Origin of the sequence: Shewanella sp. ECSMB14102 (assembly GCF_000813075.1) — a bacterium.
Classification (GTDB): Bacteria; Pseudomonadota; Gammaproteobacteria; order Enterobacterales; family Shewanellaceae; genus Shewanella; species Shewanella indica.
In genome coordinates, this window is the sequence record NZ_JWGX01000014.1 from 1 (window position 1) to 13,026 (window position 13,026).

Annotated in this window: 12 protein-coding genes; 9 read left to right on the forward strand and 3 right to left on the reverse strand. The window is 52.0% G+C overall.

What is annotated here, in order from left to right; all coding sequences use genetic code 11:
• Positions 1-439: 439 nt before the first annotated feature.
• A complete protein-coding gene (locus RC73_RS06045) occupies positions 440-2,269 on the reverse strand; it encodes an ABC transporter ATP-binding protein (protein WP_039033819.1) in 1,830 nt (609 codons plus the stop codon).
• 278 nt (positions 2,270-2,547) lie between these two features.
• On the opposite strand from RC73_RS06045, the gene RC73_RS06050 reads away from it, so the two are divergent.
• The 7 genes from RC73_RS06050 (at position 2,548) to RC73_RS06080 (ending at position 10,107) form a co-directional block, all read left to right on the forward strand.
• Positions 2,548-4,125, forward strand: coding sequence for a DNA-3-methyladenine glycosylase 2 family protein (locus RC73_RS06050; protein WP_039033812.1), 1,578 nt, complete (start codon positions 2,548-2,550; stop codon positions 4,123-4,125).
• A 113-nt stretch (positions 4,126-4,238) separates the two neighbouring features.
• Complete coding sequence (locus RC73_RS06055; RefSeq protein WP_052248027.1) at positions 4,239-4,808, forward strand: methylated-DNA--[protein]-cysteine S-methyltransferase; 570 nt, start codon at positions 4,239-4,241, stop codon at positions 4,806-4,808.
• Positions 4,809-4,895: 87 nt separating this feature from the next.
• Entirely contained in the window at positions 4,896-5,369 is a 474-nt protein-coding gene (locus RC73_RS06060; RefSeq protein WP_039033813.1) for a phosphatase domain-containing protein, read from the forward strand.
• A gap of 84 nt (positions 5,370-5,453) precedes the next feature.
• Positions 5,454-6,971, forward strand: coding sequence for a phospholipase D family protein (locus RC73_RS06065; protein WP_052248028.1), 1,518 nt, complete (start codon positions 5,454-5,456; stop codon positions 6,969-6,971).
• Positions 6,972-7,046: 75 nt separating this feature from the next.
• Positions 7,047-7,943: a chemotaxis protein gene (locus tag RC73_RS06070; RefSeq protein WP_039033814.1), complete on the forward strand. Its 897-nt coding sequence runs from the start codon at positions 7,047-7,049 to the stop codon at positions 7,941-7,943.
• 141 nt (positions 7,944-8,084) lie between these two features.
• On the forward strand, positions 8,085-9,305 hold the full coding sequence (gene sstT / locus RC73_RS06075) for a serine/threonine transporter SstT (protein ID WP_039033815.1): 1,221 nt from the start codon (positions 8,085-8,087) through the stop codon (positions 9,303-9,305).
• Between the two features lie 466 nt (positions 9,306-9,771).
• Positions 9,772-10,107, forward strand: coding sequence for a hypothetical protein (locus tag RC73_RS06080; RefSeq protein WP_224866361.1), 336 nt, complete (start codon positions 9,772-9,774; stop codon positions 10,105-10,107).
• 99 nt (positions 10,108-10,206) lie between these two features.
• Here RC73_RS06080 and RC73_RS06085 read toward each other — a convergent pair whose 3' ends face one another.
• Positions 10,207-10,860 (reverse strand): RluA family pseudouridine synthase, encoded by a 654-nt coding sequence (locus RC73_RS06085; protein ID WP_039033816.1) that lies wholly within the window; start codon positions 10,858-10,860, stop codon positions 10,207-10,209.
• A 98-nt stretch (positions 10,861-10,958) separates the two neighbouring features.
• The gene (locus tag RC73_RS06090) at positions 10,959-11,552 is read right to left on the reverse strand and encodes an acyl carrier protein phosphodiesterase (RefSeq protein WP_039033817.1); all 594 of its coding nucleotides are present in this window, start codon (positions 11,550-11,552) and stop codon (positions 10,959-10,961) included.
• Between the two features lie 144 nt (positions 11,553-11,696).
• Between RC73_RS06090 and RC73_RS20725 the strand changes: the two genes are divergently transcribed.
• Together RC73_RS20725 and queA are read left to right on the forward strand one after the other, a co-directional pair.
• Positions 11,697-11,858, forward strand: a complete 162-nt coding sequence (locus RC73_RS20725) for a hypothetical protein (RefSeq protein ID WP_157823027.1) — start codon at positions 11,697-11,699, stop codon at positions 11,856-11,858.
• A gap of 58 nt (positions 11,859-11,916) precedes the next feature.
• Entirely contained in the window at positions 11,917-12,954 is a 1,038-nt protein-coding gene (gene queA / locus RC73_RS06095; protein WP_039033818.1) for a tRNA preQ1(34) S-adenosylmethionine ribosyltransferase-isomerase QueA, read from the forward strand.
• Positions 12,955-13,026 lie beyond the last annotated feature (72 nt).

The following is a 13,026-nucleotide window of genomic DNA, read 5'->3' on the forward strand; positions in this document are numbered from 1 at the left end:
TTGCATGGCATGCAAGAGGTCGACGGTTCGATCCCGTCTAGCTCCACCATAGATTCTCTCTTCAAGAGAAACACTAACCACCTCAGGGTGGTTTTTTGTTATCTGTTTCTTCAACGTTTGCGTCCTAGCAAAAGTACGCTCTAACCCCGAATGGCTTGTTAGAGTATTTATCCAACCATGTATCGAAACGTGGCTCTAAAATGCAGTTCTTATTAACTGCTCTTATCAGGCACAGGCCTCATTACCGATACGCCAGATTGTTTTGCCCGGATACCCGCCTAGTTACTACTTGAATAAAAAGTCGCTACTTGAATAAGTATGTGGCAGTTAGTCAAGGTGAGTGTCTCTTTATATGGTATGGAAGGCTTAAAAAACCAGGAAGCCGTGATGGCTTCCTGAAATGTTGTTCTATGCCGAAAAGCAGGGCGGTAAAGATATCTCAGTCTACACCGATAAAACCGCCTGTTTGGTGAGCCCACAGCTGGGCGTAAATTCCTTTGCTGCGGATCAGTTCCTGATGGCTGCCTTGTTCGACCACTTTGCCCTGATCCAGCACTATCAATCTATCCATTGCGGCTATGGTTGATAGTCTGTGGGCGATAGCGATAACGGTTTTTCCTTCCATCAGTTGATAGAGGCTTTCCTGAATTGCTGCTTCCACTTCCGAGTCGAGTGCCGAGGTGGCTTCATCCAGGATCAATATTGGCGCATCTTTCAATAGCACTCTGGCGATGGCAATACGCTGCCTTTGACCGCCGGATAATTTGACGCCCCGTTCACCCACCTGGGCATCCAGCCCGGTATTTCCCGACGGATCTGTCAAAGAGGCGATGAATTCACTGGCTTGGGCCTTGATGATCGCCTGCTCCAGTTCCTCTTCCGTGGCATCGGGACGACCATAAAGAATATTTTCTCTGATGGATCTGTGCAGCAAGGAGGTATCCTGAGTCACCATGCCTATCTGTGAGCGCAGCGAATCCTGGGTAACTTTACGGATATCCTGACCGTCTATCAGAATTTTTCCCTTTTCCACATCATGAAAACGCATCAGCAGATTGACCAAGGTGGACTTACCGGCACCCGAGCGCCCCACCAGACCGACTTTTTCACCTGGCTTGATCTGTAAATCCAGGCCTTCCAGCACACCGCTCTGTTCTCCATAGTGAAAGCTGACCTTATCGAAATCGATTTGCCCTTGCTCAACCAAAATGGCTTTGGCGTCTTCGGCATCCAGAATGCGGGTGGGTTTGGACAGGGTGCTCATACCATCGGCCACTGTCCCTATATTTTCAAACAGTGAGCTGATTTCCCACATTATCCATTGCGACATGCCGTTGAGGCGCAGAGCCAGGCTGACGGCAATCGCTATGGCGCCAACACTGATGGCACTGTCGCTCCAGAGCCAGATGGATACGGCTGCCACGCTAAAGGCCAGGAAATAGTTCAGTAGCTGCACACTGACGTTAATTCCGGTGACCAGACGCATCTGCCTGTGCACGGTATCCAGGAAGGTTTTCATGCTCGACTGCGCGTATTCGGCTTCCTGCTGGGTGTGGGAGAAGAGTTTGACCGTGGCAATATTGGTGTAGCTGTCGACGATTCGACCTGTCATGGTTGAGCGGGCATCGGCTTGCTCGGTAGACACGGCTTTCAACTTGGGCACGAAATACCACTGCAGGCCGATATAGATGGCAAGCCATGCCAACATGGGCAGCATCAAGCGCATATCGGCACTGGCGATCATCACCAACATGGAGGTGAAATACACCATTATGTAGACCAGCACGTCCAGGAGTTTCATCACGGTTTCCCGCACCGCAAGAGAGGTTTGCATCACCTTGGTGGCTATGCGGCCGGCAAAGTCGTCCTGATAGAAGGAAACACTCTGTTTCAACAAGTATTTGTGCGCCAGCCAGCGGATGGCCATCGGATAGTTGCCCAAGAGACTTTGGTAGACAATCAAGGCGTGCAGCAAGATGAGTACAGGCAAGAGCACGAGTACCAGCAAGGTCATGCCGAGTAACTTGAGTCCTTCATCCTGCAGCAGGGTTTGTGGATCCTTGTCTACCAGCCAGTCAACCAACTGCCCCATAAAGCCAAACAACGACACTTCCAGCATGGCCAGAATTGCGGTCAATATTGACATCAATATCAACGGTCGCTCGAAACCTTTAGTGTAGTGGCGACAAAAAGCATAGAGCCCTTTGGGCGGTGGAGATGGTTCTATATCCGGCAGTGGATCCGTCCAGTGTTCAAAGCGGGAAAACAACGTCTTTATCATGGCCTTCTCTTGGCAAACTGTTATGGGCGATTTATCTCTTGGCAAAGAATGATTCTTGCCCGGTTATGCGGGCAGACATCGGGCCTTGCGGATCTGGAGTGATTTTTATTCAAGCCGTTCCAGCATACCCAATTTTTACCGGCAGGGCAGCTATTATTCCGGATCAACTGTTTGGGTTTAGTCTCGGGGTCCAGTTCCGTTTTCCGCTGGTTTCCCTCGTGTTTGCGGGGTAATCTGCATCCAGGTTATAGACGATAGCGAAACAGATGATGACGATTTTTACTGAGCTCAGCGCCGACACCTGCCGCCGGGCGAGACTCAGTCGCGATCCCAGGTTTGATGGCCGTTTCTTTATCGGGGTGAAGACGACGGGGATCTATTGCCGGCCTATCTGTCCGGCTGTGGCGCCGAAAGAGGAAAATGTCGAATATTTTTTCTCGGCCGCAGCCGCAGCAAATCAAGGTTTGCGCCCCTGTTTGCGCTGTCGGCCGGAAAGCGCGCCAGGTTCCTGTGCCTGGAAAGGCACGAGAACCACGCTGGAGCGGGCACTAACCCTGATAGAGCAGGGCGCCTTGAGCGGCGAGTCGGCGAAAGGTGTCGAGCACTTGGCACTGCGTCTCGGGATCAGCAGTCGTTATCTGCGCAAGCTGTTTGTCGAAGCGCTGGGCCTGTCTCCCAAGCAATACGCTGCGTTTCAGCAATTGATGTTTGCCAAGCAGTTGCTGCACCAAACCCGGCTCCCTATCACGCAGGTGGCCTTGGCTGCGGGATACACGAGTATTCGCCGTTTCAACGAAGTGTTTCAGAGTCAGCTGCAGCTAACCCCGTCGGCACTCAGACGTAGCGCTGATACGCAAATGGACGACAGTAACAGGCTGCAACTGTTTTTGAGTTACCGGCCGCCTTATGCCTGGCAAGCGCTGCTTGATTTCTATCGCCTGCGGGCGGTAACAGGAATGGAGTGGTTTGAACTTAATGGCCGCCAGGGCTATGGTCGCAGCCTGTTACTCAACAGCGACAAAGGCGGGTTCAAAGCTTGGTTTTTTGCCGAGTTGCAGGCCTCGCAAAATAGAGTCGCAGTTACCCTGGCATTGGAAGAGGGCGCCGAGCTTAGCTTGTTGCCGGTATTGGTCAATCGGATAAGAAGGATATTGGATCTCGACGCTGATATGCAGCAGGTTGAGCAAGTGTTGCAACCTATCACACTGGCAGACTCCACCTTTGGTTGGGAGCCGGGGCTGAGGCTGCCGGCAGCAGGCTCTCTGTTTGAAGCCGGGGTGCGGGCTGTTCTGGGCCAGCAGGTCAGCGTTACCCAAGCCACAAAACTGTTGGGGCAGTTGGTGGCAGCCAGAGGTGAGCGGCGAGTTATCGCCGGGCGCGAAATCAGCTTCTTTCCCGAGCCCGAAAGTATGTTGGCGGCGGACTTTGACGAGTTGAAAATGCCCGCAAGCAGAAAGACGGCACTGGCCGAGTTGGCGCGTTTTCAGCTTGAGCATGGTGATACCGAGCCTGAGGCTTGGCTCAGTTTGAAAGGGATTGGCCCTTGGACCATAGCCTACGCCAGAATGCGCGGGTTGTCGGATCCTGATGTGTTGCTCGGCGGCGATTTGATAATCCGTAAACGTCTGCTCAGGCTACTTGTTGAAACAGCAATCTCGACCAAGGGTAACGAGAGTTTGGCTCAACTTAATCCTGATTCGGTTAAACAAGGCGCAGTTGCTCAGCATAAAGGCAATCAAGGTGCGGGCCATTACCAAGCATTACTGCAAGGTGTCACTGAAGCGGCGTCGCCCTGGGGCAGCTACCTTACTCTGCAACTTTGGCATTCGGCACAGCGCCCATAGACAGCTCGGAATGAAAGCACTGAATGAAAGCGCTGAATGAAGAGAATGGAATGGGTTGCAAAGGCATCTGTCAAACACCTATTCAAAAGCTATAAAATCAAAGGATTAATCCTATGAGTACACAAGATAATCCGAGCTTGGCCGTATCGTTGAGTAAAGAGTGGCCGATAGCAGAATTGCTGCCGGTGGCGGAGCTTAGCATGGATTCGGCTGTGGGCAGGCTGTGGCTTGCCGCAGGGCCCCATGGGTTGTCACATCTGTCGGTTTTGACGGGGGATGACAGAGAGCGCCGGATCCCGCTGGCGAGCGCGAGTACGGCGCAAAAGGCGCGGGCAGAGGCGATATTGACACAGACCAAGAGCCAGCTTTTGGAGTATTTTGCCGGTACCAGACAGGTCTTCGAACTGCCTTTGGCTCCCAAGGGGACACGCTTTCAACGCGCTGTTTGGCAGGCATTGGTGGGGTTGCCCTACGGCAGTTTTACCAGTTACGGTGAGCTGGCCGTAAAGATTGATAACCCCAAAGCTGTTCGCGCTGTAGGTACTGCCAATGGCGCCAACCCGATAGCGATTATCGTGCCTTGCCACAGAGTCATAGGCAAGGATGGCAAGTTGACCGGCTATGCCTGGGGCCTCGCCATGAAGCAACAATTGCTTGACTTGGAAGCCGGTCGTCCCAGTTAATCTTTTGGCATAAATCAACGAAACTCTCTATCGATTTGGGGTATTCTGAAGCCAAGCAAAAGTTGCGTATTACTGAGGAAAACACAGATGCAACCACTCTTTTGGCTGGAAGAGGGAGAGTTGGCAGGAAGCCGGGGGCCGGTAGGCCAGAACTGGGATTTTGATGAGCTGCAACGCTCCGGGATAGGCGCCATTCTTTCCTTGGCTGACAATATGGCTGGTAATTTGGCCGCCGATTGGCCTCAGTCGCCATTTGAGTTTGCCTGTATCCCTTTACCGAGTGGAGAAGCCCCATCGGATGCCGATTTGCGGCTCTGCGTCGAGCAGTTACCCAAGGCACTCGACTTTATCCAGCGTCAGCGTGCGGCCGGTCTAGGGGTATTGGTACATTGTGAGTCGGGGCAAAACCGTACTTGCCTATTACTGGCCTACTACTTGATGGAGCATGGCGTGGCGCCGCTGCATGCAGTTGCCCGCATTCGTGCGGTGGCAGATGTTGCCTTTGAATCCCATGGTTGGGATCAGTTTGTGTTCGATGTGCTCTATGCTTTACAGGATTAACAAATTAACGCCGGAGGCGGGAATACTGGATCCCGGAACGAATTAATGCTTGAATACTCTTCATTATTTCGAAGAATATTCAGAATGTTGCCACAGTTTGGAATATTGCTGGTCCTCTTGTCCTTGCTTAGCGCTTGCAGTTCGGCACCGACACGGGATCCCGCATACAGCGACTCCAGCTATCTGGCAACGCCGGAGAGTTCTGTCTTGCTGGATTATCTGGAACCTCAATTGTCCATCCACCCATCGCAGACGGGTGTGCTGCCGTTGGCCGAAGGTGTCGATGCCTTCATTGCCAGGTTGGCGCTTATCCGCAGTGCCCAGAGCAGTATCGATCTGCAGTACTACATTTATCGGGCCGATGAAACCGGCAAAACCCTGGTGTGGCAACTGTTGGAAGCTGCCGAGCGCGGTGTGCGGGTAAGGCTGCTGTTGGATGATACCACGAGTGCGCCGCTCGAATCCGGACTGGCGGCCTTAAATCATCATCCCAATATTCAGGTTCGCCTCTATAACCCGGTATATTCCCGCACCTTCAGAGGCTTGTCTTGGCTGTTCAGTTTCGCCCGCTTGAACCACAGAATGCACAATAAGTCGCTGACGGTGGACAACATGGTTTCTGTGGTGGGAGGGCGCAACATAGGCAATGAGTATTTTTCCGCTAACGATGAACTTGAGTTCGGTGACTTTGACTTGCTCGCCATAGGCGAGGCGATACCGGCTATCTCTGATCAGTTTGATCTTTATTGGAATGCGCCGCTGACTATTCCGCTTGAGCAATTGCTGCCCAAGCGTCTGACCCGGGAAAAATTGCTGCAGGCCGATGCCAAGATGCGGCAGGAACAGCAGGCGATGCAGGATCACCCCTATTATCAGCGCTTGTTGCAGAGCCAGTTGATAACCAACATGGAGCAGCAGCAACTCGACTGGTATTGGGGCGAAGCCAAGGTGTTGTTCGACCCGCCCGATAAGCTGCGCAGCGCCGAGCCCGAGAGTTGGATGCTGGCCGATATCGGTCGTTTTCTGTCCCAGGTTGAAAACAACATACTGATCATCTCGCCCTATTTTGTGCCCACATCCAAAGGGGCAGATGCCCTGGCACAGGCGGTAGCCAATGGCATTGAGGTTACTGTGGTGACCAATAGCCTGGCAGCCACAGATGTAGTGGCCGTGCATGGTGGCTACAAGAAGTATCGTCGGCAACTACTGGAAGCCGGTGTCAGCCTCTATGAAGTCAAGGCTGACCCCGACCATAAGCCTTCTTCATGGCGCGGCAGCTCACGCACCAGCTTACATGCCAAAACTTTTGTGCTGGACGGCGAAGATGTGTTCGTCGGTTCGTTCAATTTTGATCCCCGTTCTGCCTGGATCAATACTGAAATGGGCATACTGCTACATCAGCCCGAGCTTGCCGAACACATGCAGCGGCAACTGGGCGGCGCCTTACTACGTAATGCTTACCGATTGGCGCTGGAGGAGGATGAGCTGGTGTGGCATGACGATGCCAAACAAGAGGTGTTCTATAACGAGCCAGCCGCCGGTTTCTGGCGCCGTCTCAGTGCCGATATCCTCAGCCTTTTGCCTATTGAGTCGCAATTGTGAATTGCAGCTGACCACCATAGGTTCAAGCCTGTGTTATCCTGAAGCGTTTAACTTATTGTCTGTAATGGTGTTGTTATGAAGAGTAAGGCCAATCAATCTCAGGGACTGCTGCTGTTTCATCTGTCGGCAAGCCAGCTGTTTGCCATAGGTACCCTGAAGATCCGTGAGTTGGTACCTTATATGCCACTAAACCAGATCCCCCAATCTCATCCGGCTGTGATGGGGGCGGTAAACTTCAGAGGACATACCATTCCTGTAGTGGATATGGCGGCGGCCGTTGGTTATCGCCCGGTTACTGCAGAGGAGCGCAAGAGTTGCTTTATCATCATCACAGATTGTCAGCGGATGGAGATAGGCTTTCTGGTTCGCGGTATCGACAAGATCCTCGAATGTAACTGGCGTGATATTGAATCACCGCCGGATAACCTCGGACGCAATGCTTATCTCACCGGAGTGACTCGTTACGACAATAAGCTGGTGCAATTGCTGGATGTTGAGTTGTTGCTGTCAAAGATTTTCCCGATTGCGGCCCAGAGTGTGGCCATGCTGACCGATGTGCAAAGGGAAAGGTTGAAACCGCTGCGGATCTTGTTGGTGGACGACTCTAAAGTAGCCAGAAAGCAACTGTCTGATGCGCTGGACTCCATTAATATCCCCTATGAGGTCACCTCAAACGGTGCCCAGGCTTTGGCTATTATGGAAAAGGCTGCGGCCGAAAAGCGCCCAGTGGATCTCCTGGTAAGTGATATCGAAATGCCAGGTCTGGATGGTTATGAGCTCGCCTTTGAGGTGAGAGACAAACCGGCACTCGCCGGCGCTTATATTATTCTGCATACCTCGCTTTCCAGTGAGATCAGTGTCAGCCAGGCGCACCAGGTGGGGGCCAACGAAGCCCTTACCAAGTTCGATGCCCATGAACTTATCGATGCCATGCTCAGAGGCGCGCAAATTGCACAAGATAGTCAAAAATGACATCGCTGTTGCCAAAATGCGTGTTCAGGGTTATCCAGACGACACAAATTGGCTTCAAAGCTAGACATTAGCGGTTTCATCCGCTAAAAACGTAACTCCTGTGGCACTGGTGCCAGAAAGATAATAAATACAGGTCAGGCAATGAACCAATTTTCTTTACTTTTGGCCCGATTGGCCAAGAGCAGTCTTGTACTGCAAATCCTTTTGGGGATCATCGCGGGCATGGGGCTCGCACACTTTGCTCCGGAATGGGCAAAGAGCGTTTCTTTCCTTGGAGATCTTTTTGTCGGCGCGCTTAAGGCGATAGCACCGATCCTGGTATTTCTGCTGGTGGCGGCATCGATTGCCAATCAGAAGAAAAATACCAAGAGCAATATGCGGCCAATTATCGCCTTGTACCTGTTTGGGACTTTTGCCTCGGCACTCACAGCTGTGGTAATGAGCTTTATGTTTCCCACCACACTCAAGCTCAGGGCGCCTGAACAGTTACTGTCGCCGCCGCAAGGTATTCTGGAAGTTCTCAATACTCTGTTGTTCAAATTGGTCGACAACCCGGTCAATGCCCTGATGAATGCCAACTATATTGGTATTCTGGCTTGGGGTATTGGTCTTGGATTGGCGCTGCATCATTCCAGTGACTCGACCAAACAGGTATTTGCCGATGTCAGTCATGGTATCTCACAGATGGTGCGCTTTATTATCCGCTTGGCGCCGATAGGCATTTTCGGTCTGGTGGCCGTGACCTTTGCCGAGAGCGGTTTTGAGGAAGTGTACAATTATGGCCGTCTGCTAGGCGTCTTGCTGGGAAGCATGGCTATCATAGCCCTGGTGGTGAACCCGCTCTTGGTGTTCTACAAGACAAGACGCAATCCTTACCCATTGGTGTTCGCTTGCCTCAGAGAGAGTGGCGTAACCGCCTTCTTTACCCGTTCGAGCGCCGCCAATATTCCGGTGAACATGGCCTTGTGTGAGCGCCTCAAACTGCATAAAGACACCTATTCGGTTTCTATTCCTCTGGGGGCCACTATCAACATGGGCGGCGCGGCAATTACCATTACCGTACTGACCCTGGCAGCTGTGCATACCACGGGAACCAGTGTCGACTTGCCAACTGCCTTGCTGTTGAGCCTGGTGGCCGCCGTGTCGGCTTGTGGTGCCTCCGGGGTAGCCGGTGGTTCATTGCTGCTGATCCCTCTGGCTTGTAGCTTGTTTGGCATCAGTGACAGCATTGCCATTCAGGTGGTGGCCGTGGGCTTTGTTATCGGGGTTATTCAGGATGCGGCTGAAACTGCGCTGAACTCTTCCACTGATGTGTTGTTTACCGCGGCAGTCTGCCAGGCCGAAGATCGCAAGCTAAGCTAAGGAAGGTGCGAACAAGCCCCATGTGTGCTCTGCGTCGACTTACAGGCCTGGGTGCAAGGCGTGGTTCGCAGCAAATGGCCCTAGTCCTTTGCAAGAAGCATTCCCTAGGAAACATTGTTGAAGATACAGGGCGGCCTCTGGGCCGCCCTTTGTTTTTGGTCCCCATTTGCCACGGTGTGACCGTTCAAACGGCCGGTGGTAAGGGGATTGTGTGAGTTATTCCATAAATTGCTTAAATTCTCCGCAATAAGTGATCTTGATCGCACTTTTATTTTGTCACTGGGCTACACTGCGCACATTCGAGAGATTTCATTCTAACTTATTGGTTTTTAATGATTTGGAATCAAATTTTTCACTTTTATGTTACTTTTTGGCCGGGTAAAGGGGCACTATGAGTTCTATGCTTAATGTCATGCATTTGGGGTCAGCCAAAGAGGCTGGGCTGACATGGTTTAAGGGTATGGATATGTCTGGAGTAGAAAAGCGCAAGCGTCTGCACCGACAGAACGAACAACAGCGAGAATTTCTTGGTTGTTGGCAGGATAGTCGCCCAGGCAGTGGTGAAGAACTGACCTTGTATCGTGAAGGTGGCAAGCTGTTTCTGGAAACCTGGTTCAGCGATGGTTGCCACAGCGTGGATGAGATGAAGTCCAAACAGACCAATGCCGGTTTATGTCTGGAAGATATGGGTGGTAACCTGTTTGGTGAATACTTTATTTTAACTGCAGAGGGCAAGCTGCAGTTTTGCACTGAAGGAGGCGATAGCTTCAGTCTGGAACCCAAATCAGTGATGAGTGCTTAATAATTGTTTGACTCATTGTAAAAAAAAGAAAACGCCCGCTTAGCGGGCGTTTTCTTTAGCTGCTTTTTCTAAGGCTTTCTTTATCAAGCCTTGCAAGGGTCAGAAAGGCGACAGGCTGACAAAATGCATCTCGGCACCCGAGTAAGGGTGGCAAAATGCCAGGCTGGCAGCATGCAGACAGAGTCGCGGACGGGCATTTTCAATCTCACATCCACCATAGAAATCATCCCCTAAAATCGGATGCCCCAATGCGAGCATGTGGACTCTGAGCTGATGAGTCCGGCCGGTTTCCGGTTGTAATGCCACCAGGCTGGAATCCTCACGGCGCTCAAGCACTTTGTAGTGAGTGACCGCTCTCTTACCTTGCTCTGAGACTTGCTGCAGCGGTGGGTTGGCCTTATCCGCTGCCAGAGGCAAGTCGATAACACCGGCTGGCTGTTCAAGATGTCCAGCCACCTCGGCCACATACAGTTTATCGCTTTGCCGTTCCTGAAACTGAGTCTTGAGACTGGACTCGGCGGCTTTGTTGCGGGCGAAAACCATTATCCCTGAAGTGGCGCAGTCCAGCCTGTGCACCAATATGGTTTCCGGATACAGGCGCTGTAAGCGGGTGAGGGCGCAATCATGGGTTACGGCGGCGCGCCCAGGGTTGGATAACAGCCCGGATGGCTTGTTGATGATAATAATATCGCGATCCAGATAGCGGATATCGAGCCAGGGCAGGGCCGGTGGGCGGTACTCAAAAACTTGCATGAACTCTCCTTCGTGAAGGCGCAATTTTAACAAAGCCATGGGCCCGGCAAAAGTGGCTTTGTGGGTTCAACCGAAGCGGCCCTTGGGCTGGGTTTAGATCAAAGAAATTCCGCGGGTGTCTTTCTGGCCCATATCCGGCTGTAAGCCATCAATTGTGGGTAAAAGGTTCGAAAGGCGATTTCAATTTCAGTATCGAGTTTTTGCAGCGCTTGTTGGGCACCGTTGAACAGCTCAGGTTTTGAAAGTCGGCGACTCACACCGGTTACAGCACTGTTGAGCCCCTGGCGACTTTGATAATTCAACAGCCAATTTTGCTGCTCCATCACTGGCGCCAGTTTGGCTAAGCCTTCGGGTAGGGATTGCGTTTGTCTGAGGCTCTCGTAGGCCTTATCGCAAAAGGCAGCCAAAGGTTGATGATGATATTCCTCCCAGTACTTTGCCAGCATATGGTCAAAGGCCAAATCCATCAGTACAGGTGCCACTCTGGCAAGCGGTTTGGGGAAAGTACGCACTAACTCGCGGGTTAATTCGTGGCTATCGGTCAACTTGTCTATCTGTCTGTGGAGCCAGAGCCCCTGCTGCAAATGTTTGGGAAACTGTTGAATATTGCCTTTGGCAAAGTCGCCGGCGAGATTGGCGCCGAGAGATGTTTGGCTGATATCGGCCAGATGCAGGTGTGCAAGGAAGTTCATATTGGTTACTGGGTGTCGAATTCGCCCTCAAGTTACCATGACAAGCCGGCAAATGAAAATAGTCTCTGACGCTGGTGAATGTTCTCTTTTTGCTCAGTGGAAAAAGATGCTACGCTTAGCGTTCGGTGACACAGAGGATCAAGGATGATGTGGGACTGGTTCAATAAACTTATCAACAAAACGCCAAGGCCCCAGAGGCGCAGGGTAGATATAGATATTCCGTTCGAGCAACTCGAATATCGGCGCGAACCCTTCGATGACAACAAGCCCCTTGCCGAAAAGGCAAACGAACCGCTGGAGCCTTGATCTTAACGCCTCAAATCCCTAGACTAGCCGCCGTTTCCAGCTAAGCCGAGGCCCATTCATGCGTGTAGCAGACTTTTCTTTCGATCTTCCAGAGGAACTGATTGCCAAGTTCCCTATGGAGAAACGCAGTGCGTCCAGATTACTCACTCTGGATGGTAACAGCGGGGCTCTTAGCGACTGCCGCTTCACCGAGTTGTTGAACCTGGTTCAACCCGGCGATCTCATGGTATTCAACAATACCCGGGTTATTCCGGCGCGCCTGTTCGGGCAGAAGGCAACCGGCGGTAAGCTGGAAATCCTGGTGGAACGGATGCTGGATGACAAGCGGGTGCTTGCTCATGTGCGTAGTTCAAAGTCGCCGAAGGAAGGCAGTGAAATTTTGCTCGATGGCGGCTTCAAAATGTTGATGCTGGCACGTCACGACGCGCTGTTTGAACTTGAACTGGTATCCGGTCCGAGTGTGCTTGAAGTGCTGGAGCAGGTAGGCCATATGCCGTTGCCGCCTTATATCGACCGTCCCGATGAAGATGCCGACAAAGAGCGCTATCAGACAGTTTATAACCAAACTCCGGGCGCGGTTGCGGCGCCGACGGCCGGTTTGCACTTTGATGACAATATGTTGGCCGAGCTGAAAGCCAAAGGCGTGGATATCGCCTTTGTGACTCTGCATGTTGGTGCCGGTACTTTTCAGCCGGTACGGGTCGACAACATACTGGAACATAAGATGCACTCTGAGTGGGCCGAAGTGCCGGCCGAGGTGGTCGCTAAAATCCATAGCACCAAGGCGGCCGGGAAACGGGTGATCGCGGTGGGCACCACTTCGGTGCGTTCGCTCGAGAGCGCAGCTCGCGCCAGTGAAGGCGAGTTGCAGGCTTTCAAAGGGGATACAGATATTTTCATCTATCCCGGATATGAGTTTCAGGTAGTGGATGCCATGGTCACTAATTTCCACCTGCCGGAGTCGACTCTTATTATGTTGGTCAGTGCTTTTGCCGGCTTTGATGAGGTGATGAACGCCTATCGGCACGCGATTGCCGAAAAATACCGCTTTTTCAGTTACGGTGATGCCATGTTTGTGACTAAAAAAGCTCACTGATTACGACTTTTGTTTTAAAATACCCGCCTCAATGAGCGGGTATTTTGTCTTAAGGGTGAACCTTTTGCTTTT

Bases quoted from the DNA above. Each gene is read 5' to 3' on its own strand.
- RC73_RS06050 (WP_039033812.1), top strand. From the start codon at position 2,548: ATGATGACGATTTTTACTGAGCTCAGCGCCGACACCTGCCGCCGGGCG.
- RC73_RS06055 (WP_052248027.1), top strand. From the start codon at position 4,239: ATGAGTACACAAGATAATCCGAGCTTGGCCGTATCGTTGAGTAAAGAG.
- RC73_RS06060 (WP_039033813.1), top strand. From the start codon at position 4,896: ATGCAACCACTCTTTTGGCTGGAAGAGGGAGAGTTGGCAGGAAGCCGG.
- RC73_RS06065 (WP_052248028.1), top strand. From the start codon at position 5,454: ATGTTGCCACAGTTTGGAATATTGCTGGTCCTCTTGTCCTTGCTTAGC.
- RC73_RS06070 (WP_039033814.1), top strand. From the start codon at position 7,047: ATGAAGAGTAAGGCCAATCAATCTCAGGGACTGCTGCTGTTTCATCTG.
- sstT (WP_039033815.1), top strand. From the start codon at position 8,085: ATGAACCAATTTTCTTTACTTTTGGCCCGATTGGCCAAGAGCAGTCTT.
- RC73_RS06080 (WP_224866361.1), top strand. From the start codon at position 9,772: ATGTCTGGAGTAGAAAAGCGCAAGCGTCTGCACCGACAGAACGAACAA.
- RC73_RS06085 (WP_039033816.1), bottom strand. From the start codon at position 10,860: ATGCAAGTTTTTGAGTACCGCCCACCGGCCCTGCCCTGGCTCGATATC.
- RC73_RS06090 (WP_039033817.1), bottom strand. From the start codon at position 11,552: ATGAACTTCCTTGCACACCTGCATCTGGCCGATATCAGCCAAACATCT.
- RC73_RS20725 (WP_157823027.1), top strand. From the start codon at position 11,697: ATGATGTGGGACTGGTTCAATAAACTTATCAACAAAACGCCAAGGCCC.
- queA (WP_039033818.1), top strand. From the start codon at position 11,917: ATGCGTGTAGCAGACTTTTCTTTCGATCTTCCAGAGGAACTGATTGCC.